The following is a 19,603-nucleotide window of genomic DNA, read 5'->3' as shown; positions in this document are numbered from 1 at the left end:
CCTCGACCTGTGTCGGAAGTCCGGTGGACGGGCTTCTCGGGACCAGCGGTCGCTCGGACGCGGCTGATGTATGTCCCTGCCATGCTCCTCCTTCGTCGCCGCGGGGCCCGGGGCAGAGACCGCCGCGAGCCGTCGATACCGCATTGACCGGGTAGTGACGGGAGCTGTGACAGCCGTCGTACAGCTGCCGCGTTACGGCAGTTCGCAGCCGGGGGACGGAGCGTCCTGGGAGAAAGGGGCGCCGTGCGGCAGGACGTAGAGAACCTCCAGGACGACGTCCGTCGCCCCCCGGTTCTCACCGATGTGCACGTGATCCGCGCCCGACGGCTCCTTGAGGAAACTGCCCTTCTTGTACACGCCGTCGGACGTGCAGGAGGCGTCGAAGTGACTCAGTGTGCCGTGCTTGACGTGGGCGTACAGGGTGCCGTCGTGGTAGTGCCACCCGGTCGCCTGGCCGGGAGGAATGGTGATCTCGCGGAGGATGTAGTCCGTGTCGCCGACGGTCCGCTGGGCCAGGATCCTGCCGCTGACGCCGGGGCCGCCGGGGGTGGCCTGGGCGGCCCCCGGAACGAGCGAGAGCCCTATGAGGGAGGCTCCGACGACAGCGGCACGTGCTGAAGTGCGCATGATGATTCCCTTCGGAAGGTGAGTGTGAGGAGCAGCCCGGGGTAAGGAGACTTCGTGGGCAGCCGGTACATACGACACACTGTATTGCCACTGAGTGAGACAGAAGGTCGCAGGCCGGCGTGACAGTGTGTTTTGTTGCAGAGATGTCAGTATTGCTCCCACTTCTCGGTTCGGCGGGTTCACCGACCGGGGAGCGGGACTCGTTGGGTAGCGTTCCGTGCGCCGCGGCGGCGGCAGGGTCGTGTGGAAGGGGGAGCGGTATGGAGCACACCGGTGACGCCATACCGCTCGCGGAACTGCTCGACGAGCGGCGGCACCTGGTGGAGGTCGCGCACTGGATGCTGGGCAGCCGGGTCACGGCCGAGTGCGTCACCGACGAGGCGTACCGGCAGTGGTACGGGCTCTCCGACGGCGAGCGGTCGCGCATACGGACGCCGCGGACCTGGCTGACCCACGTCGTGGGCGGCCTCTCGCTGGCACGGCTGGCCCCGCTCGGTCCGGACGGTGACGCGCGTGGTTCCGCGCACCGCCGGGGACCGTGTGGGGACGGGCTGGAGGGCGAGGTCAGCGAGGTGCTGCTGCGGGCGGTGGACACGTTGTCACCGGCGCAGAGAGCCGCGTTCGTGCTCGACGGTGTCTTCGGAGCGTCGGCGTCCACGGCACCGGGCGGCGCGGTGCGATCGGTGCCGGTCCGCGCCGACCCGGCGGTCACGGCCCGGCAGGGTCTGCGCGCCCGAAGCGGCCGACCGGCATCGCCGCGTCGCCAGGAGGAGATCGCGCGGGCCGTACGGCAGGCGTGCGCCGACGGGAACCACGACGGGCTCAGAGCGTTGCTGACCGACGACGTCACCGCGTACTTCGACGGCGGCGGCAAGGTCCGCGCGTTGACCAGGCCCGTCACCGGCGACGAACGCGTCGCCCGGAGCCTGCTCACCCTGCTCTCCGCCCGGCCGCGGACCACCGTGGACACCTGGCCGGTCAACGGACGCACCGGACTGGTCGCCCGCTGCGACGAGCGGGTCGCCGCCGTGATCACCTTCGACCTGGTCCACTCCCGTGTCGCCCAGGTCTGGGCGGTCCTCAACCCCGACAAGCTGCGCTCCTGGAACAGCCCTGCACCTGACAGCATTTGACTTGCCGTCAGACACGGCTGTAGGCCACCTCGCGCGAGCCCGGGCAGGAGCGGAGGAGAGCGGCGATCTTGCTCGGGTTGAAGACCCACATCACTTGATGGATGCCCCGGTGCGTGGCCGCGACGGTCATGAAGGTGGAGGCCCGGCCGTCGCGGTACAGGACGACTCCGCCGCGACCGTTGGCCTCGACCGTCTCGACCTCGACTGTCGGCCAGAACCGCGAAGAGGCGGTCGACAGGTTCGCCACGCGGGCTCGGCCGAGGACCGGGACGCGGGCCGCCCCGCGCATGCCGTTCCCGTCGGACAGGCTGACCGCGTCCGAGGTGAGCAGCGCTTCCAACGAGGCGACATCCCCGTGGCGGGCTGCGGTGACGAACGCATCGAGCAGTCTTCGGTGCTCGGTGGCGTCGACGCTGTCCCGCTGGTCCTCGGTGAGGTGCTTGCGGGCCCGGCTCACGATCTTGCGTACGTTGACGGGGCTGAGTCCCAGAATCTGTGCGATCTCGGGGTAGGGGTAGTCGAAGGCCTGCCGCAGGACGTAGGCGGCACGCTCGGTCGGGGGGAGCTTCTCCAGCACCAGGAGCAGGGCGAGTTCCAGCGCTTCCGCTCGTTCGGCACCGGCCTGCGGGTCGTTGCTGGTGTCGATGGGTTCGGGTAGCCACGGGCCGATGTAGGTCTCACGGCGGACCCGGGCCGATTGGGCCACGTTGATGGCCAGTCGTGTGGTGGCGCTCGACAGGAAGGCCACGGGGCTGATCACCACGGCCCTGTCGGTGTGCTGCCACCGCAGCCACACCTCCTGGACGACGTCCTCAGCCTCCACAGCACTGCCCAGCACGCGATAGGCGATGCCGAAGAGACGCGGTCGGAGCTTCACGAAGACGGACACGGCCTCATGCAGGTCGCCTTCTACGGGGATCGCCTCTGGATGCATGTCCTTCGGTCTCCGTTCCTGTTGCCCGTTCTTGACGGAGGCGGTGAGGACGCCGGGACCACCCGGGCGCCGGTGCGCGTTCACTCGGGGCGCCTCCGCTCCTAGAGACCGAGCAGGCGGACGCTTCGTTACAGGTGCGCGACGCACTTTGTGCCGGAACTTCACGACCCGCCGCCGGCCCGGCGCCGATGTCACACATGGACCGATCCATCGGTCTTCCCAGTGAAGGGTGGTGCTCTGCCGCCTGCGTGTGAGGTGGCGGCGCGCTGCCGGCCGCTTTGCCCACGCCTGGCCCCACGTGACGAGCCACCCCCCGAACAGTGTTCGTTCCACACTCAGGAGGTGTTCCATGGATTGGCGCGACGGGAGCCTGTGCCTACGAGAAGACCCGGATCTCTTCTTCCCGATAGGCAACATCAGGAGTGGCCAGACAGCCCTTCAGATCGACGAGGCGAAGGCGGTGTGCCGCCGGTGCCCGGTGGCGGAGCAGTGCTTGTCGTGGGCCGTCGACGTGGGCCCGGTCGAGGGCATCTGGGGCGGTACGACGGAAGGAGAGCGCCGCGCCATGCGACTGCGGACGATGCGTCGGCCTACGGCGACGGTGACGGAAGCGGCTGCGTGAGCGCGGCGCGAACGATGTCAGGGTGGTCCCGGGAACGGGACCACCCTGAAGTCTGTGGTGAAGGGAAGGGACCCGCCGTGACGCGGTGCGCACGGCAGGCCCCGGCCCGGGGCAGCAGGCTCCCCAGTGCTGGCTGCCCGGTGACGACTCAGCCCTGCTGCTGCGCGAGCCAGTCGGCGAAACGGGTCTCCGCGATGTGCGCGTCCGGGCGGGGGAGCAGCGTGGTCTCCTGCAGTTCCGCACCGAAGTACGGCGCGTGCACGTCGGACACGACCTTGCGAGGGTCGTTCTTGGCGGCCAGGCCCTTGCCGATCAGCTCGTCCAGCTGGAACACGTCGGGACCGGCGACCTCCACCACCCCGTTGACGGGGGTGCCGACGGCGGTGCGGCCCACGGTCGCGGCCACGTCGTCGGAGTAGACGGGCCGGATCTTGACCGGGGCCAGACGGACGGTGTCACCGTCGGTCGCGGATTCGGCGATGCCCTTCATGAACTCGAAGAACTGCGTGGCGTGCACGATGGAGTACGGGATGCCCGAGTCCTTGATCAGCTCCTCCTGCGCCTGCTTGGCACGGAAGTAGCCGCTCTCCTGGAGCCGCTCCGTACCGACGACGGACAGGGCCACGTGGTGGGTGACACCGGCGTCCGCCTCCGCCTTGAGGAGGTTGGTGGTCGAAGTGCGGAAGAACTCCATGACGGCGTCGTCCGCGAAGGAAGGCGAGTTGGAGACGTCGACCACGACCGAGGCGCCCGTCAGGACCTCGGCGAGACCCTCGCCCGTGAGGGTGTTGACACCGGTGTTGGGAGCGGCCGGTACGGCCTCATGGCCGTGCTCCTTGAGCTTGGCGACCAGCTTCGAGCCGATCAGTCCGGTACCGCCGATGACGACGACCTTCATGAGGGAATCCTTTCGGAGTGCGTGATTGTCGCGAGGACAGGGTTTGTAAGGAAAGACCGGGTTCACATGTTTTGTGTGACAAGGTCGCCATACGTCCGGCCGGTTTCCGGCTATTCGACGAGCTTTCCCTCGGTGGAGACCTCCGCCATGAGCGAGGCGATCTCCTCCGGAACGGGAGGAATGCTCTCGTGGGCGACACCGGTCTTCGGGGACCAGACGAGGTTGACGCGGAACGCGGGGTCCGTCTCGGGGAAGTCGCTGCGGTTGTGGCAGCCGCGGGTCTCCCGGCGCTCCAGTGCCGCCTCGAGAGTGGCGCGCGCGGCCAGGGCGGCCGACTTCAGGTCGAAGGCGTGGGCGAGGTCCTGGAAGCCGGCGATGTCGGGGTGGACTCCGACGTTCTCCATGCGCTTCTCGATGAGGTCCAGCTCCGCCAGACCGGCGCGCAGACCTTGCTCGTCCCGGACGACGCCCGCGTGCTCGGTCATGGTGTTGCGGATGGCGCGCTGCAGGGCGCGGACGTTCTCGGGTCCGTCGGCGGCGAGCAGCTCGTCGACCTCGGCGCGGGCCCCGGCCACGGCGGAGGCGCTGCGGGGCTGTGCGGTGAGTGATTCCGAGTAGGCGGCGGCGGCCTGACCGGTGATGCGGCCGTAGACCAAAAGCTCGATGAGGCTGTTGCCGCCCAGGCGGTTGGCGCCGTGCAGTCCGCTGGCGGCCTCGCCGATGGCGTACAGGCCGCGGACGTCGGTGCTGTGGTCCTCGGGGCGGACCCAGACACCGCCCATCGAGTAGTGGGCCGTGGGGGCTACCTCGATGGGATCACGCGTGATGTCGAGCATCTGCAGTTCAAGGAGCGTCTGATAGACCCGCGGGAGCCGCGCCATGATCGTCTGGCGGGGAAGGTGCGAGACGTCGAGCCAGACGCCGCCGTTGGGCGTGCCGCGCCCCTCCTTGATCTCGGTGTAGGAGGCCAGCGCCACGCGGTCGCGCGTGGACAGCTCCATGCGCTCGGGGTCGTAACGGCTCATGTACCGCTCGCCCAGGGCGTTGCGCAGGACGCCGCCCTCGCCGCGGGCCGCTTCGCTGACCAGCGTGCCGGCGGCGTTCTCCGGCTCGATGATGCCGGAGGGGTGGAACTGCACCAGTTCGGGATCGCGCAGCCTGGCCCCGGCCTCGACCGCCAGCCGGAAGGAGTCGCCGGTGTTCTCGTCGCGCCGCGAGGACGTGCGGCGCCAGATGCGCGTGTGACCGCCGGCCGCGAGGATGACGGCGTCCGCGTGGATGAGGTAGCGGGTGCCGTTGCTGAGGTCGAAGCCATAGGCGCCGAACACCGCGCCGTCGTGCACCAGGAGGCGGGTGATGTAGACGCTGTCGAGCAGGGGGATGTCCAGCTGGCTCGCCCGCCGAACGAGCGTGCGCTGGATCTCCAGGCCCGTGTAGTCGCCGGTGAAGGCGGTGCGCCGGAACTTGTGCGCGCCGAAGAAACGCTGTGAGATGCGGCCGTCCTCCTCACGGGCGAAGGCCATGCCGTATCGCTCCAGGTCGTCGATGCCCAGGGCGGCGCCCTGGGTGACGATCTCGGCCGTACGAGGGTCACCGAGCAGGTAGCTCTCCTTGAGCGTGTCGGCGGCATGCTGCTGCCAGCTGTCCTCGGGATCCATCGTGGCCAGGGCCGCGTTGATCCCACCGGCGGCCAGTGAGGTGTGGGTGTCCTCCTTGGCACGTTTGCCGACGGCGACAACGTCGACGCCGGCCTCGGCCAGCTCGATCGACGCCCGCAGGCCGCTCCGCCGGTGCCGATCACCAGCACCGTGGTGGCAAGACGTTGTTCGGTAATGGCCACGATCACTCCCGTCGCTCTGGGTGGGTCACGGACAAGTGACAAGTCCGGGCGACGGTTTGTGACATGGGTGCCGATGTGGTGAGCACCGTGCGTGTGCAGGTGTCACAACTTTGCGGCGTCGTCGGTCACCTGGGTGAGCCTGAAGCCCGGAGAGGAGCAAGGGGATGACGTATGTCATCGCGCAGCCCTGTGTCGACATCAAGGACCGGGCGTGCCTGACCGAATGCCCGGTGGACTGCATCTACGAGGGCGTACGCACGCTATACATCAACCCCGACGAGTGCGTCGACTGCCACGCCTGCGAGCCCGTGTGCCCGGTGGAGGCGATCTTCCAGGAGGACGACCTGCCGCAGCACTGGGCGCACTACCGGTCCGTCAACGAGGAGTTCTTCGACGGCGGTTCGCCGCAGCGGCGTGGACCTCGTCGGGCGCCCGGTGACCACCCCCTGGTCGCGGCCCTGCCGCCGCAGCACGTGCGCAAGAAGGAGATCTCCGGGTTCACCGTCCGCAAGGAGGAAGCCGCCGACGTGGATCCGTGGTTTCCGCTCTGACCGGTCAGGGAGCGAGTGTGATGGTGGTGGGGGTGCCCCTCCAGGCCATGCGTGCGTACGGACACAACCCGTCGGCCCGCTCCATCAGGCTCGTGGCCGTCTCGCGCGGGACGCCGGGCCACCGCACCACCAGGTCGACGTGGAGCAGATAGCCGCCGTCCTCGGGATCACGTCCGAACGCGACGGTCGCCAGGACTGAGATGGCCGCGGGGTCGAGTGCCTCCTGCCGCGCCAGGAGGCTCAGCGCGCCGTGGAAGCAGGCCGCGAAGCCGGCCGCGAACAGCTGCTCGGGGTTGGTCCCCTGGCCGCTGCCGCCCAGCTCGGCGGGCATCCGCAGACCCAGGTCCAGGGCGCCGTCGGACGAACGTGCCCGGCCGGAGGCCCGCCCGTGCGAGGCCGCACCACCGTCGACGGTCACCGTCGTCGTGTAGATGGGCGAGAACTCGTCCCCGGTGAAGTCCTTCTCGGTGGACAGGGCGGGCAGCTGGATCGGATCGGTCACGGCATGACTCCGAGTCGTCGTGGTGAGGCGTCCGTCGTGCAGTTCGGGCCGGACTACTGCATGACCGAGGAACGACCGCTCCTGTGACGCCGGCCGTGAGCGACGGAGACGCCGAGGGCTGGTCAGTCCTGCAAGGAGGCCACGTAGGGCGCCAGTTTGGCCGGGTTCATCACCCACATGACCCGGTCGATGCCCTCCTCCGAGATGTCGAGGGACAGCAGACTGACGGGTTCCCCGCCGGAGGAGATCAGCACCGCCGGCAGACCGTTCGCCTCGACCCACCGGATGTCCGTCTGCGGCCAGAAGCGCGGGGCGAAGGCCACGAGGTACCGCGACACGTGGGTCCGTCCGACCACCGGGATCCTGGATGCGCCGCGGATCCCGCCGCCGTCCGAGTAGCTGACGACATCGGCGGTCAGAATGTCCTCCAGGACCGACAGCTCGCCCGTCCGCGCCGCGGAGAGGAACACCTCCAGCAGGCGCCGGTGGGCGGTCCGCGTGACGCGCGCCGTGCGCTCGGCGGCCAGGTGCTTGCGCCCCCGGCTCACCAGCTGGCGTGCGTTGGCCTCGGTCGTCTCCAGGATCTCGGCGATCCGGCCGTAGGGGTAGTCGAACGCCTGCCTCAGCACATAGGCGGTGCGTTCCACGGGGTTCAGCTTCTCCAGAAGCATCAGAACCGCCAGCTCCAGAGCCTCGGCACGCTCCGCACCCAGTTGCGGGTCCTCCGTGGTGTCGACGGGATCGGGAAGCCACGGCCCGACATAGGATTCCCGGCGCACCCGCGCGGACTGAGCCAAGTTGATCGCCAACCGTGTGACGACCGTGGTTAGGAAGGCCGCCGGTTCCTTCACCTTCGTGCGGTCCGTGTTCTGCCACCGCACCCATGTGTCCTGCACGACGTCCTCGGCCTCCACCATGCTGCCCAGTACGCGGTACGCGATGCCGAAGAGCTGGGGGCGTACCGCGAGGAAGTCCTCCATCGCTTGATCAAGGGCGTCGGGGTGGCTGCCAGCGTGCATGAAGTGTCCCTTCTGGCTTGTGCGCACCATGTTACAAGCGGTGCTGCCGGTCGATTTCCTGGCCGACCGGATGCTCGCGCCCGACGTGCTTCCTGAGTCACACCGTGGTATACGTTCCTTCTCCTGGGCCCTGATCACGTCAAGTTCTCTCCGTGTCACGGATGGATCGCGCACCTGGTCATGACTGCGTACGGCAAGGGACCAGGAAGGCACACACGGTGTGGGAAATGACGTCCATGCGTACACCCGTCGACGTCGAACACGGCTTGCTCACGGTGCTCTTCTCCGTTGTCGCGGTGCACGCGCTGTGGCAGGGCCTGCGGCCCCGGGGCACCGGAGGCCGTGACAGGGTGGACCACCTCCTGCACGCCGCCATGGCCGCGGCCATGGCGGCGATGCCCTGGAGCCTCGGCCGCTCGCTGCCCGGTTGGACAGTGACGCTCCTCTTCACGGCCGCCGCTGTGTGGTTCCCCCTGACGGCCTTGGATCGTCGCCCGGCGGGCGGCGTTGCGGCGATCACCGCACAACTGCCGTCTGCCGTGGGCATGGCGGCGATGGCCTGGATGCTGCGCCCGTCCCACGGCCGGGAGCAGGTCTCGGCCGGATCTCTCGGCAACACCGTAGGACCGGCCACGGTGGTCACCGCCGTGCTGACGTCGTATCTCCTGGCGTGCGCCATCTGGTTGTTGACTCGCCCCATGCCATCGCTCCGGTCCGACACCGACCGCGCGCACGGCGCCGCACCGACGGATCCGTACGGACAAACGCGCCATGGGGCCATGGCATTGGGGACCGCGCTGATGCTGCTCGTGCACCACTGAGCTCCGGTCACAGCGTGCCGACGACCGCCTTGCTGCGCATCAGGAAGTCCGACAGATAGCTGTCGTGGGGCACGCCGGGAGCCATCCAGTAGGTCGGGTGGTCGCCGACGTACACATTGGCGACGGTGGGTTCCGCCAGTAGGGCGTCGAGCAGGGCCCGGTCGCGGGTATAGGCCGAGAGGACGAGCGTGTCCCGCAGCGGAGCGATGCCGTCCGTACGGTTCCAGGGCGCCACCCACAAGCAGGGGAAGGGCAGTTCGGTCCGTAGTTGCTCGGCGTCGGCTCGGTCGACCTGGTGGACCGCGGGGCGCAGCGCGGCACTTCCGTCGCCGAGATCCTCCACGATGCCGTCGCCGCCGAGCCAGGGCCGGGTCCCGGCCGCCACGGACCGCAGGTGGGAGTCGAGAGCCCGGGCCCGGTCCAGGCCGCACACCGGAAGCACCGCCCGCTCGTCCTGGGGCGGCAGACCGGGCAGCCGGGACAGGCGGGCCGCGAGGGCCTGGGCGAGCGGTGCCGGATCGCCCTCGACGAGCACGGCGGTGGCGTTGACGCACGCGGTGCCGCCCTCGTCGGCGACCGACGCGACGATCGTGTCGAGGTGCCGGCGCCAGTCGGTGTCCGCGGTGACGAGGATCTTGCTCCGGCCGGGCCCCTGGGGCAGCACGCGGGGGTCGCCGGCGTACCGGGCGACCACGTCGTCGCCGCCGTACACCACCGCGCGGTCGGCGCCGCGGATCAGGGTGTCGGCGGCTCGATGGTCCGTAGGAAGCAGCACCAGTTGGTCCTGTCGGACACCCGCGCGGTGCAGCGCGGCGACCAGCCGGTGCGGGGTGAACGGCTCGCGTCGCGACGGGCGTACGGCGACGCGGTAGCCCAGGGTCAGGGCCTCCAGCCACAGCCGGTGGACACCGGGGTGGTTGCCGGAGGCGTTGACCGCGAACACGTCACCCCGTCGTGCCCATACGGCGTGCCCGGCACCCGCGCGCTCGCGGCCGGCGAGCGTCCCGCGCGGCCTGCCCTGCTCCGTGGACGAGCGCGCCAGCGCGACGAAGCGCGCCGTGCCCCGGGTCGCGGCGCGCACCACCGGGAGCGGAGTTCCGGAGGTGCGGCTGACGAGGTGCTCGTACTCGCGTACGTCCAGGCCGCCGACGGTGCCGGTGGCGAATTCCTCGGCGGCCGCCTCAAGGAGTGCGTCGACACGGGCCGCCGGTACGGGCTCGGCCTTGCGCAGCGCGGACAGCGTCCGGGTCACGTACACCGGCGGCACCAGGCTCAGCCGCGCCACCTCGGCGCCGGTCACGTCCTGCACAGCGCTCGGCACCCGCGTCCGGTAGGGACCGCGGGGGCCCAGCGCGTCCAGATGGACCGTCGGGGAAGCTCCGGCGGCCGTCATCAGTACACGCCCTCGATCACCCGGTCGCCCTCGACTGTGGGGACCGGTGCCACGTCGGCCACGGCGTCCCCCGCCTGGCCGTCGACCGGCCGCACGCGCAGGGCCGTGTCGCGTTCCGCGTTGTTGGGAATGAGCATGGACTTGCTGACGTGGCTGACGATCACCTGGCCGCGTTCACCGAACCCGACCGGTTCCCGGGTGCCAGGGGTCACGACCGACAGGAACACGTACGGCGACACCGGATCGAACACGCAGGGCTGGGCGGCGTTGAGACCGACTCGCTCGAGGAGCGCGGTGAGCATCATGGTGTTGCCGTACATGCCGACAAGAGGCGTGTCGGGGAAGACGTCCGTGGCCAGCAGGTGGCGGGTGTCGGGGTCCATGTGCGTGCCGCCCCAGACGATGGCCCTCACCGAGCCGTTGATCCGCTCCAGAAGGTCGTCCTCCCGGGCGAAGCGCTCCAACAGCGGGGTGGTCGCGGCGAGCACGCCGATGTCCTGGGTCGACAGAATCCGCCGGCACTGGTCGACGAGGTGGTCGGTGTAGGACTCGACCTCGTCGCTGCGGCCCGCGGCGACCAGTTTCCTCACCCACCGCGGGTCCATGTCGACGCTCAGCCCCGGACCACCCAGGGACCGTGCCGCCCGCTGCAGGACGTCCCCCACCAGGTGCGGGCCGGTCGGCGCCACGGTCAACCACTGGGTACCGGCGGGCAGACCGTGGGCGCGCAGCCGCCGATCGATCTGCTCCGTGCTGTGCGACACCCAGTCGTCGAGCTGGACGACCCGCTTCGGCGCCCCGGTCGTCCCGCCGCTGTCGAAGACGTTGACCAGCCGGACGTCGCTCCCGTAACCGCGGGGGACCAGGTCCGTCACCGGGACCTCCCGCAGTTCGTCGGTCAGATCGGGGAAGAGGGCCAGATCGGCCACTCCCTTGACGTCGTGCCGGGGGTCGAATCCGAGTCGGTCGGCCCGGTCCAGCCAGTAGCGCGAACCGGTCGCCCGGTCGAAGTGCCAGCGCATGGCCGCTCGTACGAACTCGTCCGGGTCGACGCCGTCGAACGGCCCGGCGTTAAGGATGGCAGGGGGCTCGGGGGACATGGCTGGTCCTCTCTCGGCAGATAAACGGAATGGCGGGGTCCGGCGGTGCCTCACGGAAGCAGGCTTTCCAGGGGGACTGCGGGATCGGAGAGGACGGCGTCGTCGGTCTCCACGCCGGACTCGACGAGGGACCGGATCGAGTCGACGACGTCCCACACGTTGACGCTCATGCCGGCCAGGACGCGCTTGCCGGACATCCAGAAGGCGATGAAGCGCCGTTCGTCCCGCGCTCCGCGGAAGACGACGCGGTCGTAGCCGTCCGGCTCCGCGTATCCGGTGTACTCCATTGCGAGGTCGTACTGATCGGTGTAGAAGTACGGCAGCCGGTCGTAGACCGCTTCCTTGCCCAGCATGCTCAGCGCGGCCGTGCGCGGCTGGTGCAGTGCGTTCGCCCAGTGCTCCACCCGGAGATGGCGGCCGAGCCGCGGGTGGTAGGCGTTGGCGACGTCACCGGCGGCATGGATGTTCTCGGCGGAGGTCCTCAGGTGCGCGTCCGTGACGATGCCGTTGCGCACGTCCAGGCCCGCGTCCTCGGCCAGACGGACATTGGGCGTGATGCCCACACCGACCACCACGGCGTCCGCGGGCAGGTGGGTGCCGTCGGCGAGCAGGACGCCGTCCGCGCGTCCGCCGGTTTTGGTGATGCGCTCGATCTCCGCGCGGGCTCGCAGGTCGACACCGTGTTCCCGGTGCAGGCCGGCGAAGACCTCGGCCGCCTCGCGTCCCAGGACCTTCAGCAGAGGCAGTTCCCCGTGCTCGAGCACGGTCACGTCCGCCCCGGCCATCCGGGCGGCCGCCGCCGTCTCCAGGCCGATCCATCCGCCGCCGATCACCACGATCCGCGCGCCCTTGCTGAAGGCGGCCCTGAGACGGTCGCTGTCGCCCAGACGCCGCAGGTACAGCACGTTGTCCAGGTCCGCCCCGGGGACGGCCAGGCGGCGTGGCGCGGAACCGGTCGCCAGGAGCAGCTGGTCGTAGGGCACACGACTGCCGCCGTCCAGCGTCACCGCGCTGCCCCGCCGGTCGATGGACGTCACGTTCCGCCCGAGAAGCAGGTCGACGTCGTTCGCCCGGTACCAGTCCTCGGGGTGCACGTGGACCGACTCGCGATCCTCCTTGCCCAGCAGATAGCCCTTGGACAGCGGCGGCCGGATGTAGGGCCGTTCCTGCTCGTCGCCGATGACGACGAGAGGCCCGTCGTGACCGTGCGCGCGCAGTTCCTCCGCGGCCTTTCCGGCGGCCAGGCCGCCCCCGACGATCACGAAAGTTTTCACACGCGACATGATGAATCCCGTCCCAGATGGTGTGGCGCGCACAGCGAGCCGTGTGGTGGGGCCGTTCAGAAGACCGGGCGGCAGGCCCAGTTGTGACAGCGCCGCCTGAAGGAGACACACTCCGTACGGCGTCTCACCGACCGCTCCGAAGAGTCACGGCCAGCAGCTCCGAGTCGTTGTGTCCCGGGAGCGGGACGAATCCGTGCTGTGCCAGCTCGTCGACGAGCCGAGCGCGCGTCGCGGGCCACATCCAGAACGTCTCGGAGTGTTCCCGCAGCACGTCCTCGGCATTTCTGACCCAGTAGTCGACGCGGGTGCGAATGCGGTAGCCGGCGGCCGACATCGTCATCCGCCCGCCGTAGATGTGCTCGCCGACTCGCTTGTCCGCCAGCACGCGCACGACGGTGCGGACCGGAAGGCGGGCCGGCGGCAGCTGCAGGAACAGCGAACCGTCAGGGGTGAGAGCCCCGCCGATCGCGGACCACAACCTCTCGCGTAGAGCAGGTGGGAGGCAGCCCACCATGTTGTGACAGACGGCCACGTCCGCGACCGCGTGCAGCGCCGCCTCGTCCAGGGGGTGCGGGTGCACGGTCACCCGGTCCCGCTGCTCGGCGGGAAGGGAGGCGAGCCGGGTCAGCAGGGACGTGCGCATGGCCCGGGCCGGCTCGACGGCGTGCACGTCTGCCCAGGAGTCGGCCAGCGCCAGCATCGTCACCCGCCCGGTACCGGCCCCGATGTCCAGCACGCCGCTGCGGGCCTTGGCGACCTCACGGCCGTACAGGCGACGGACCCGCGCTTCGTCCTCGTCGGCCTGCAGGATGTCGTAGAACTCAGCGGTCACCGCATAGGAGTCGAATTCCCGTCGGCTGTTCGGCGTTCTGGTTATGACAGTGTGCATGCCCGACATGACAACGTATGAACAGAGTGTGTGACACGAGGGCGGCAGTCGTGTACCGGTGTCACAGATGCGCACGGTGCGCAGTCAATTCTTCGGCCCCGTCTCCGACCTTCGCGACCGGACCGGTGCCCCTTCCCGCCGGCGACTCCGCCGCGCCCCAGGTCAGTGGCCCCATGGCAGGGCACACCGACCGGCCGAGCGCACCGGCCCCGAAACCGTCGTGAGAGCGGAGTACGTCGTCATGACCGCGCGTTCCCCACAGGTATGGCTGCCCGCACAGTTCGGCCGTCTCGCCGATCTGCCCCCGGGGCTCGACTACGCCCGCTGGGACGGCCGTTCGGCCTTCCCGACGGACCCGGCGGAGGTGGAGTTCTATGTGCCGCCTCTGACCAAGGACATCGACATCATCGCCGGGCCGCTCGCCCGGATGACACGTCTGCGGGCGGTTCAGGCACTCAGCTCCGGTACCGACGAACTGCGGGCGGCACTCGATCGCCTTCCCCGTGAGGTGACCTTGTGCAGCGCGCGGGGAGTCCCGGCCGCCGGCACGGCGGAGCTGGCTCTGACGCTGATCCTCGCCTGTCTGCGGGGCATACCGGAGTCGCTCCGCGCCCAGGACCGGGAGGACTGGAACCCGCGGACCTTCTCGTCCCTGTACGAGCGGTCCGTGCTCATCGTCGGCCACGGCGCCGTCGGCTCCGCGCTGGAGGAGCTCCTGACACCCTTCGGCTGCGTCGTCACCCGCGTCGGGCGCCAGGACAGGGACGCGCGTCAGGGGCCGGTGCACTCCGTCTCGCGACTGCCCGGGCTCGTCGCGGACGCGGACGTGATCGTGCTGTCCACTCCGCTGACCGCGGCGACCCGTCAGCTCTTCGACGCCGGACTGCTGGCCCGTGTGAAGGACGGCGCCCTGCTCGTCAATGTGTCCCGGGGAGCGGTCGTCGACACCGACGCTCTGCTGAAGGAGGTGCACGGTGGTCGGCTGCGGGCCGCCCTCGACGTGATCGACCCCGAGCCGCTCCCGCCGGGGCATCCGCTCTGGACAGCGCCCGGCGTCCTGATCACCCCGCACGTCGGCGCCTTCACCCCCGACCTGTGGCCCCGTCTCGAGGCGCTCATCCGACGGCAGCTGGCCCGGTTCGCCGCTGGTGAGGAGCTGGAGAACGTCGTCACACGCTGACGTCGGGCCACGCGACGGTGTCACACCTTCGCCGTCTCGCCGGTCTTGACTGGGACAGCAGTTCATGAATGCACCTGAACAGTGCAGTCAGTGCAGGCAGTGCAGTTCTGGACGAATCGGCTCCGTCGTGCCCGCTGTGCGCTGACCCGATGCGGGACCAGAGACGGCGAGCCCCGGAGTGCGACGCAGAAACGAATGGTGACGAGATGGGCAACGACAGCCGGCCGGCCGAGCCGGAGCGGGGGCGCGGCGGAGAGAGACTCGCCACGTGGGTGGACAGCCGGACGGGCCTGCGGGGGCTGACTCGCTCCGCGCGCCGCCTGGTCTTCCCGGACCACTGGTCATTCCTGCTCGGCGAGATCGCGCTCTACAGCCTCGTCATCCTGCTGATCACGGGTGTCTACCTCAGCCTCTACTTCCACCCTTCCGCCGACCTCGTGGTCTACGACGGCCGGTACGCGCCGTTGCGGGGGCAGTTGGTGTCCCAGGCCTTCGACTCGACCCTGCACATCTCCTTCGACGTCCGCGGCGGTCTGCTCGTCCGCCAGGCTCACCACTGGGCGGCACTGGTCTTCGTCGCCGCGGTGTTCGTGCACCTGCTGCGGGTCTTCTTCACCGGCGCGTTCCGCAAGCCGCGTGAGCTGAACTGGGTGCTGGGGTTCTTGTTGCTCGTCCTGGCCATGTTCGCGGGCCTGACCGGCTATGACCTGCCCGACGACCTGCTGTCCGGAACCGGCCTGCAGGTGGTCAACGGCACTCTGCTGTCGATCCCGGTCGTCGGGACCTACCTGTCGTTCTTCCTCTTCGGCGGCGAGTTCCCCGGCGAGGACCTGATCGCCCGCTTCAACACCCTGCACACGCTGGTCATCCCTGCGCTGATGATCGCCCTGCTGGTCGGCCATGCGGCTCTTGCCGTACGCCACCGGCACACGCAGTACGCCGGGCCGGGCCGGGCCGAGAACAACGTCGTCGGCCTTCCGTTCAAGGTTCATGCCGTCAAGTCCGCCGGCTACTTCTGCTTCGTGTCCGGCGTGATCTTCTTCATGGCCGCCGTGGCCCAGATCAACCCCGTGTGGGAATACGGCCCCTTCCGCCCCGACCAGGTCTCCGCCGGATCCCAGCCGGACTGGTACATGGGCGTCGCGGACGGCCTGCTGCGCGTCATGCCCGGCTGGGAGATCGACCTGTGGGGCCACACCCTGGCCCTGGACAACCTCCTGCCCCTGCTGGGCGGGATGCTGCTCTTCCTGGCGATGGGCGCCTACCCCTTCCTGGAAGCCTGGGTCACGGACGACGACCGTGACCACCATCTGCTGGACCGCCCCCGCAACCGCCCCGTGCGGACCGCCCTGGGGGTGGCCTGGCTCAGCGTCTACGCGGTGGCGCTCATCGGCGCCGCCAACGACGTGCTAGCCACCAGGCTGCACCTCTCCGTCAACTCAGTGACGTGGACCGTGCGCGTCGGCCTGTTCGTCGTCCCGGTCCTGGCCTTCGTGATCACCAAGCGCCTCGCCCTGGCCCTGCAGCGCCGCGACCGCGACGAAGTGCTGCACGGACGCGAGACCGGCGTCATCAAACGACTGCCGCACGGCGAGTACGTCGAGGTCCACGAGCCCCTCGACCAGGCGCGGTTGCACACCCTCACCACCCACGAGCAGTACCGACCCCTGGAGGGCGGGCCCGACCGGGACCCCGACGGCTCCGCGCCCGCCCGCACCCGGCGCCTGCGCGTCGCGCTCAGCCGTGCCTTCTACGGCCCGGGCGCCCAGATCCCCAAACCCTCGCCGACCGAGCACAAGGAGCTCACCGGGCGGCATCGGCCCTGAGCCGCGCGGCGGCACCAGCGCCGTCCTCGCGGCCGAAGCGGCCTCCCCAGCACCCCGGCAGACGGTCACTCAGCTCTTACCGGCCGCCGGCACCAACACCCGCCTCCCGTCCGGGAGACGCGGGCACCGATCACCGATCCCGTCCGAAAGGCAATCGACATGGACCGAACCTCCCGCACCAGCCGGGCCCGCACCGCTCTCACAGCCCTCGCCACCGCGAGCATCTTCGCCGGGCTGCTCGTCACCACGACCGGCCCGGCCGCCGCCGACAAGGGCGCCGCCACCGAGGCACCCAAGCCCACCGTCGTCCTGGTCCACGGCGCGTTCGCCGACTCCACGAGTTGGAACGACGTCATCCGCAAGCTGCGGCACGACCGGTACCCGGTGGTCGCCGTCGCCAATCCGCTGCGCTCCCTGAGCGGTGATTCCACCTACCTCAAGGATGTCCTGGCCGGCATCGACGGGCCCATCGTCCTGGCCGGGCACTCCTACGGTGGCTCGGTGATCAGCAACGCGGCCACCGGCAACGAGAACGTCAAGGCGCTGGTCTATCTCGCGGCCTTCCTCCCGGACAAAGGCGAGAGCGCGGCCGACCTGTCGGGGAAGTTCCCCGGCAGCACGCTCGGCGACGCGCTGCGGCCGGTACCGACCACGAACGCCGACGGCTCCCAGGTCAACGACCTCTACATCCACAACGACAAGTTCCGCCACCAGTTCGCGGCGGACGTGCCTCGTGACAAGACCGACCTGATGGCCGTCACGCAGCGGCCGATCACCGACGCCGCCCTGGCCGAGGGCGCGGCCGAGCCGGCCTGGAAGACCATCCCCTCATGGGTCCTGGTCGCCACACAGGACCTCAACATCCCGCCCGCAGCCCAGGAGTTCATGGCCCAGCGGGCCCACGCCCACACCTCGAAGGTACGGGCCTCCCACGCGGTGAGCGTCTCGAAGCCCGGAAAGGTCACCGAGGTCATCGAGGACGCCGCTCACTCGGTGCGCTGACACCGCAAGACGGGTCCTGTGCGGACGGGCGCGCTGCCGCGAGCCCGTCCGCACGGCTCGTCGCGAGTCACACCCGGCCGGTGCGGCCGGTCAGGTGTCCGCGACCCGCTCAACCGGCCGACGCTGCGGCGGGCCACCTCCCGCACCGGCCCCGGATGTGCAAGGACAAGCTCATGCGCCGCGAACCGCGGATCACACCGATAGGCCCCGCCGACCTCGCCCGAACCGTGGCGCTGCACCGCCGCTGCTCACCGCAGACCCTGTGGAGCCGCTACCACCGGGCGATGCCTGACCCCCGCACCTACCTGCCCACTCTGCTGACCCGTCCCGGTTCGGTCCACCTGGCCGTGCTGGACGTTACCGGACGCTTCGTCGCCGTCGGACATCTGATGCCGGATCACTCGGCCGTGGAGGCCGCGCTGTTGGTCGAGGACTCCTGGCAGGGCCGCGGACTCGGAACCCGTCTCCTGCGACGTCTGGCGCGGCACGCGCTCAGCGGCGGCTGGGAGAGCCTCTACGGTCTCTTCCTGGCAGGGGACGGACGGATCGATGCCATCCTGCGCCACGCGGACGTTCCCGTGCACCGCACGCAGGAAGGCGACACCGTCACCGCCTGGGCGCGGGCCCGGGACCTCGCCGTCCTCCGCACGGAGCGCGCGAGCCGGCCACGGTTTTGTGGCCGGTGTCCGCAGGGCGGCAAAGGCGGATGACACCACATGCCTGCGCCGGTGCGGCGGGAGGGCCGCACCGGCGCTCCTTCTCCTACGCCACGGTGTCGGCGTACAGGTCGTCCTCGAACGCCGCGGCCTCCAGGATCGCCTTGACCGAGGTCAGGTAGCGGGCCGCGTCCGCCCCGTCCACCAGCCGGTGGTCGTACGACAACGACAGGTGCACCAAGTCCCGGATGCCGATGACCTCGTCGTCGCCGTCGCGGACGACCGCTGGCCGCCTGACCGTCGCGCCCACGCCCAGGATCGCGGCCTCCTTCGGCGGCACGATGACGGTGTCGAACAGCGCGCCGCGCGAACCGGTGTTGGAGATGGTGAACGTCGCTCCCGTCACGTCGTCGGGAGTGAGGTGCCCGCCGCGGGCCCGGCCGGCCAGGTCGTGGACGGCCCGGGCGAGCCCGGCGACCGTCAGGTCCCCGGCCGCCTTGACGACCGGGGTCATCAGGCCGTCCTCCGTGTCGACCGCGATGCCGATGTTCTCGGTGTCGAAGTAGGTGATGGTCCCCGCGGCCTCGTCGATCCTGGCGTTGACGACCGGGTGCGCCCTCAACGCCTGGGCGGCGGCCTTGATGAAGAAGGGCAGCGGCGACAGCTTGAGCCCCTCGCGGGCGAGGAAGCCGTCCTTCGCCCGGCCGCGCAGCCGCATGAGCCGCGTGACGTCGGCCTCCACCGTGGTGGTTAGCTGCGCCTGCTCCTGCAGCGCCTTCTTCAGGTTGTTCCCGATGGCTCTGCGTATGCGGGTCATCGGCACCGTACGGCCGCGCAGTGAGGAGGCTTCGGTGCCGGCGGCCGGGGCGACAACCGGCGGTGCGGCAGGAACTGCGGCCGCCGGCACGGGCGAGGGGATCGGAGCCGGCAACGGTGTCGGGGCCGGAGTCGGAACCGGGGTCGCAGAGGCGGGCTCGGCCCGGGGGGGCGACGGTGCGACCGGCGTGCGGGCCGGGTCAGGCGGGGCCTCGACCGGCGTGCCGATGACGCCGAGGGCGGCGCCGACCTCGACGGTCTCGTCCTCCGCCACGGTGATCTCCAGAAGAACACCGCCCGCCGGGGAGGGGATCTCGGTGTCGACCTTGTCGGTGGAGACCTCCAGCAAGGGTTCGTCGGCCTCGACGCGCTCGCCGACCTGCTTCAGCCAACGGGTCACGGTGCCTTCGGTGACGGACTCGCCGAGGGCGGGCAGGGTCACGGAAACCGTCATGGTGTCGTCAACTCCTCAACACCGGCGGGCGCGACGCGCCGGCCCGCCGGATCTGTC

17 protein-coding genes and 2 pseudogenes are annotated in these 19,603 nt (G+C 70.2%); 8 read left to right on the top strand and 11 right to left on the bottom strand.

Translation table 11 applies throughout. The features are described 5' to 3' along the window. Positions 1 to 192: 192 nt before the first annotated feature. Positions 193 to 627, bottom strand: coding sequence for a cupin domain-containing protein (locus tag ACN20J_RS00300; RefSeq protein ID WP_406485860.1), 435 nt, complete (start codon positions 625 to 627; stop codon positions 193 to 195). 260 nt (positions 628 to 887) lie between these two features. Here ACN20J_RS00300 and ACN20J_RS00295 point away from each other — a divergent pair, with 260 nt between their 5' ends. Continuing rightward, on the top strand, positions 888 to 1,760 hold the full coding sequence (locus tag ACN20J_RS00295; protein ID WP_419664748.1) for an RNA polymerase subunit sigma: 873 nt from the start codon (positions 888 to 890) through the stop codon (positions 1,758 to 1,760). 7 nt (positions 1,761 to 1,767) lie between these two features. Here ACN20J_RS00295 and ACN20J_RS00290 read toward each other — a convergent pair whose 3' ends face one another. After that, positions 1,768 to 2,694, bottom strand: coding sequence for an RNA polymerase sigma-70 factor (locus ACN20J_RS00290; protein WP_419664747.1), 927 nt, complete (start codon positions 2,692 to 2,694; stop codon positions 1,768 to 1,770). A 349-nt stretch (positions 2,695 to 3,043) separates the two neighbouring features. Between ACN20J_RS00290 and ACN20J_RS00285 the strand changes: the two genes are divergently transcribed. Continuing rightward, positions 3,044 to 3,316 carry a WhiB family transcriptional regulator gene (locus ACN20J_RS00285; RefSeq protein ID WP_406485857.1) on the top strand — a complete coding sequence of 91 codons (273 nt, stop codon included), beginning with the start codon at positions 3,044 to 3,046 and terminating at the stop codon, positions 3,314 to 3,316. A gap of 148 nt (positions 3,317 to 3,464) precedes the next feature. On the opposite strand, the gene ACN20J_RS00280 is transcribed toward ACN20J_RS00285, so the two are convergent. Next, positions 3,465 to 4,214 (bottom strand): SDR family oxidoreductase, encoded by a 750-nt coding sequence (locus ACN20J_RS00280; RefSeq protein ID WP_328843223.1) that lies wholly within the window; start codon positions 4,212 to 4,214, stop codon positions 3,465 to 3,467. A gap of 110 nt (positions 4,215 to 4,324) precedes the next feature. Beyond that, positions 4,325 to 6,054: pseudogene (locus tag ACN20J_RS00275) on the bottom strand (FAD-binding protein). A gap of 164 nt (positions 6,055 to 6,218) precedes the next feature. On the opposite strand from ACN20J_RS00275, the pseudogene fdxA reads away from it, so the two are divergent. Further along, positions 6,219 to 6,527: pseudogene (gene fdxA / locus ACN20J_RS00270) on the top strand (ferredoxin); the annotation flags it as partial. An 82-nt stretch (positions 6,528 to 6,609) separates the two neighbouring features. Here fdxA and ACN20J_RS00265 read toward each other — a convergent pair. Continuing rightward, the gene (locus ACN20J_RS00265) at positions 6,610 to 7,107 is read right to left on the bottom strand and encodes an Ohr family peroxiredoxin (RefSeq protein WP_328843221.1); all 498 of its coding nucleotides are present in this window, start codon (positions 7,105 to 7,107) and stop codon (positions 6,610 to 6,612) included. Between the two features lie 122 nt (positions 7,108 to 7,229). Next, the gene (locus tag ACN20J_RS00260; protein WP_419664746.1) at positions 7,230 to 8,126 is read right to left on the bottom strand and encodes an RNA polymerase sigma-70 factor; all 897 of its coding nucleotides are present in this window, start codon (positions 8,124 to 8,126) and stop codon (positions 7,230 to 7,232) included. Positions 8,127 to 8,353: 227 nt separating this feature from the next. Here ACN20J_RS00260 and ACN20J_RS00255 point away from each other — a divergent pair, with 227 nt between their 5' ends. Next, positions 8,354 to 8,947, top strand: a complete 594-nt coding sequence (locus ACN20J_RS00255) for a DUF5134 domain-containing protein (RefSeq protein ID WP_419664745.1) — start codon at positions 8,354 to 8,356, stop codon at positions 8,945 to 8,947. A 7-nt stretch (positions 8,948 to 8,954) separates the two neighbouring features. On the opposite strand, the gene ACN20J_RS00250 is transcribed toward ACN20J_RS00255, so the two are convergent. The 4 genes from ACN20J_RS00250 to ACN20J_RS00235 all read right to left on the bottom strand — a co-directional run bounded on the left by ACN20J_RS00250 (position 8,955) and on the right by ACN20J_RS00235 (position 13,612). Next, a complete protein-coding gene (locus ACN20J_RS00250) occupies positions 8,955 to 10,340 on the bottom strand; it encodes an aldehyde dehydrogenase family protein (RefSeq protein ID WP_419664744.1) in 1,386 nt (461 codons plus the stop codon). After that, entirely contained in the window at positions 10,340 to 11,440 is a 1,101-nt protein-coding gene (locus tag ACN20J_RS00245; RefSeq protein ID WP_419664743.1) for a phenazine antibiotic biosynthesis protein, read from the bottom strand. Before ACN20J_RS00245 ends, ACN20J_RS00250 begins: the two co-directional genes overlap by 1 nt. Before the next feature lie 50 nt (positions 11,441 to 11,490). Then, positions 11,491 to 12,723, bottom strand: a complete 1,233-nt coding sequence (locus tag ACN20J_RS00240) for an NAD(P)/FAD-dependent oxidoreductase (RefSeq protein WP_406485852.1) — start codon at positions 12,721 to 12,723, stop codon at positions 11,491 to 11,493. Positions 12,724 to 12,847: 124 nt separating this feature from the next. Then, positions 12,848 to 13,612, bottom strand: a complete 765-nt coding sequence (locus ACN20J_RS00235) for a class I SAM-dependent methyltransferase (protein ID WP_419664742.1) — start codon at positions 13,610 to 13,612, stop codon at positions 12,848 to 12,850. Between the two features lie 241 nt (positions 13,613 to 13,853). On the opposite strand from ACN20J_RS00235, the gene ACN20J_RS00230 reads away from it, so the two are divergent. The 4 genes from ACN20J_RS00230 to ACN20J_RS00215 all read left to right on the top strand — a co-directional run bounded on the left by ACN20J_RS00230 (position 13,854) and on the right by ACN20J_RS00215 (position 18,330). Then, entirely contained in the window at positions 13,854 to 14,792 is a 939-nt protein-coding gene (locus ACN20J_RS00230; protein ID WP_419664741.1) for a 2-hydroxyacid dehydrogenase, read from the top strand. A 206-nt stretch (positions 14,793 to 14,998) separates the two neighbouring features. Beyond that, positions 14,999 to 16,618 (top strand): cytochrome b, encoded by a 1,620-nt coding sequence (locus tag ACN20J_RS00225; RefSeq protein WP_419664740.1) that lies wholly within the window; start codon positions 14,999 to 15,001, stop codon positions 16,616 to 16,618. Positions 16,619 to 16,777: 159 nt separating this feature from the next. Beyond that, positions 16,778 to 17,620, top strand: a complete 843-nt coding sequence (locus ACN20J_RS00220; RefSeq protein ID WP_419664739.1) for an alpha/beta fold hydrolase — start codon at positions 16,778 to 16,780, stop codon at positions 17,618 to 17,620. Positions 17,621 to 17,793: 173 nt separating this feature from the next. Then, a complete protein-coding gene (locus ACN20J_RS00215) occupies positions 17,794 to 18,330 on the top strand; it encodes a GNAT family N-acetyltransferase (protein WP_406485848.1) in 537 nt (178 codons plus the stop codon). Positions 18,331 to 18,382: 52 nt separating this feature from the next. Here ACN20J_RS00215 and ACN20J_RS00210 read toward each other — a convergent pair whose 3' ends face one another. Beyond that, complete coding sequence (locus tag ACN20J_RS00210; protein ID WP_419664738.1) at positions 18,383 to 19,546, bottom strand: 2-oxo acid dehydrogenase subunit E2; 1,164 nt, start codon at positions 19,544 to 19,546, stop codon at positions 18,383 to 18,385. Positions 19,547 to 19,603 lie beyond the last annotated feature (57 nt).

The organism is Streptomyces sp. 2-1 (genome assembly GCF_048564895.1).
GTDB lineage: Bacteria > Actinomycetota > Actinomycetes > Streptomycetales > Streptomycetaceae > Streptomyces > Streptomyces phaeochromogenes.
Note: the sequence above shows the minus strand (reverse complement) of the source record. Positions and strands in the feature narration are given on the sequence as shown.

Excerpts from the sequence above, each read along its gene's own strand:
- ACN20J_RS00290 (WP_419664747.1), bottom strand. The coding sequence starts at position 2,694 with ATGCATCCAGAGGCGATCCCCGTAGAAGGCGACCTGCATGAGGCCGTG.
- ACN20J_RS00255 (WP_419664745.1), top strand. The coding sequence starts at position 8,354 with ATGACGTCCATGCGTACACCCGTCGACGTCGAACACGGCTTGCTCACG.
- ACN20J_RS00225 (WP_419664740.1), top strand. The coding sequence starts at position 14,999 with ATGGGCAACGACAGCCGGCCGGCCGAGCCGGAGCGGGGGCGCGGCGGA.
- ACN20J_RS00260 (WP_419664746.1), bottom strand. The coding sequence starts at position 8,126 with ATGCACGCTGGCAGCCACCCCGACGCCCTTGATCAAGCGATGGAGGAC.
- ACN20J_RS00285 (WP_406485857.1), top strand. The coding sequence starts at position 3,044 with ATGGATTGGCGCGACGGGAGCCTGTGCCTACGAGAAGACCCGGATCTC.
- ACN20J_RS00295 (WP_419664748.1), top strand. The coding sequence starts at position 888 with ATGGAGCACACCGGTGACGCCATACCGCTCGCGGAACTGCTCGACGAG.
- ACN20J_RS00220 (WP_419664739.1), top strand. The coding sequence starts at position 16,778 with ATGGACCGAACCTCCCGCACCAGCCGGGCCCGCACCGCTCTCACAGCC.
- ACN20J_RS00245 (WP_419664743.1), bottom strand. The coding sequence starts at position 11,440 with ATGTCCCCCGAGCCCCCTGCCATCCTTAACGCCGGGCCGTTCGACGGC.
- ACN20J_RS00210 (WP_419664738.1), bottom strand. The coding sequence starts at position 19,546 with ATGACGGTTTCCGTGACCCTGCCCGCCCTCGGCGAGTCCGTCACCGAA.
- ACN20J_RS00230 (WP_419664741.1), top strand. The coding sequence starts at position 13,854 with ATGACCGCGCGTTCCCCACAGGTATGGCTGCCCGCACAGTTCGGCCGT.
- ACN20J_RS00250 (WP_419664744.1), bottom strand. The coding sequence starts at position 10,340 with ATGACGGCCGCCGGAGCTTCCCCGACGGTCCATCTGGACGCGCTGGGC.
- ACN20J_RS00240 (WP_406485852.1), bottom strand. The coding sequence starts at position 12,723 with ATGTCGCGTGTGAAAACTTTCGTGATCGTCGGGGGCGGCCTGGCCGCC.
- ACN20J_RS00215 (WP_406485848.1), top strand. The coding sequence starts at position 17,794 with ATGCGCCGCGAACCGCGGATCACACCGATAGGCCCCGCCGACCTCGCC.
- ACN20J_RS00235 (WP_419664742.1), bottom strand. The coding sequence starts at position 13,612 with ATGCACACTGTCATAACCAGAACGCCGAACAGCCGACGGGAATTCGAC.
- ACN20J_RS00280 (WP_328843223.1), bottom strand. The coding sequence starts at position 4,214 with ATGAAGGTCGTCGTCATCGGCGGTACCGGACTGATCGGCTCGAAGCTG.
- ACN20J_RS00300 (WP_406485860.1), bottom strand. The coding sequence starts at position 627 with ATGCGCACTTCAGCACGTGCCGCTGTCGTCGGAGCCTCCCTCATAGGG.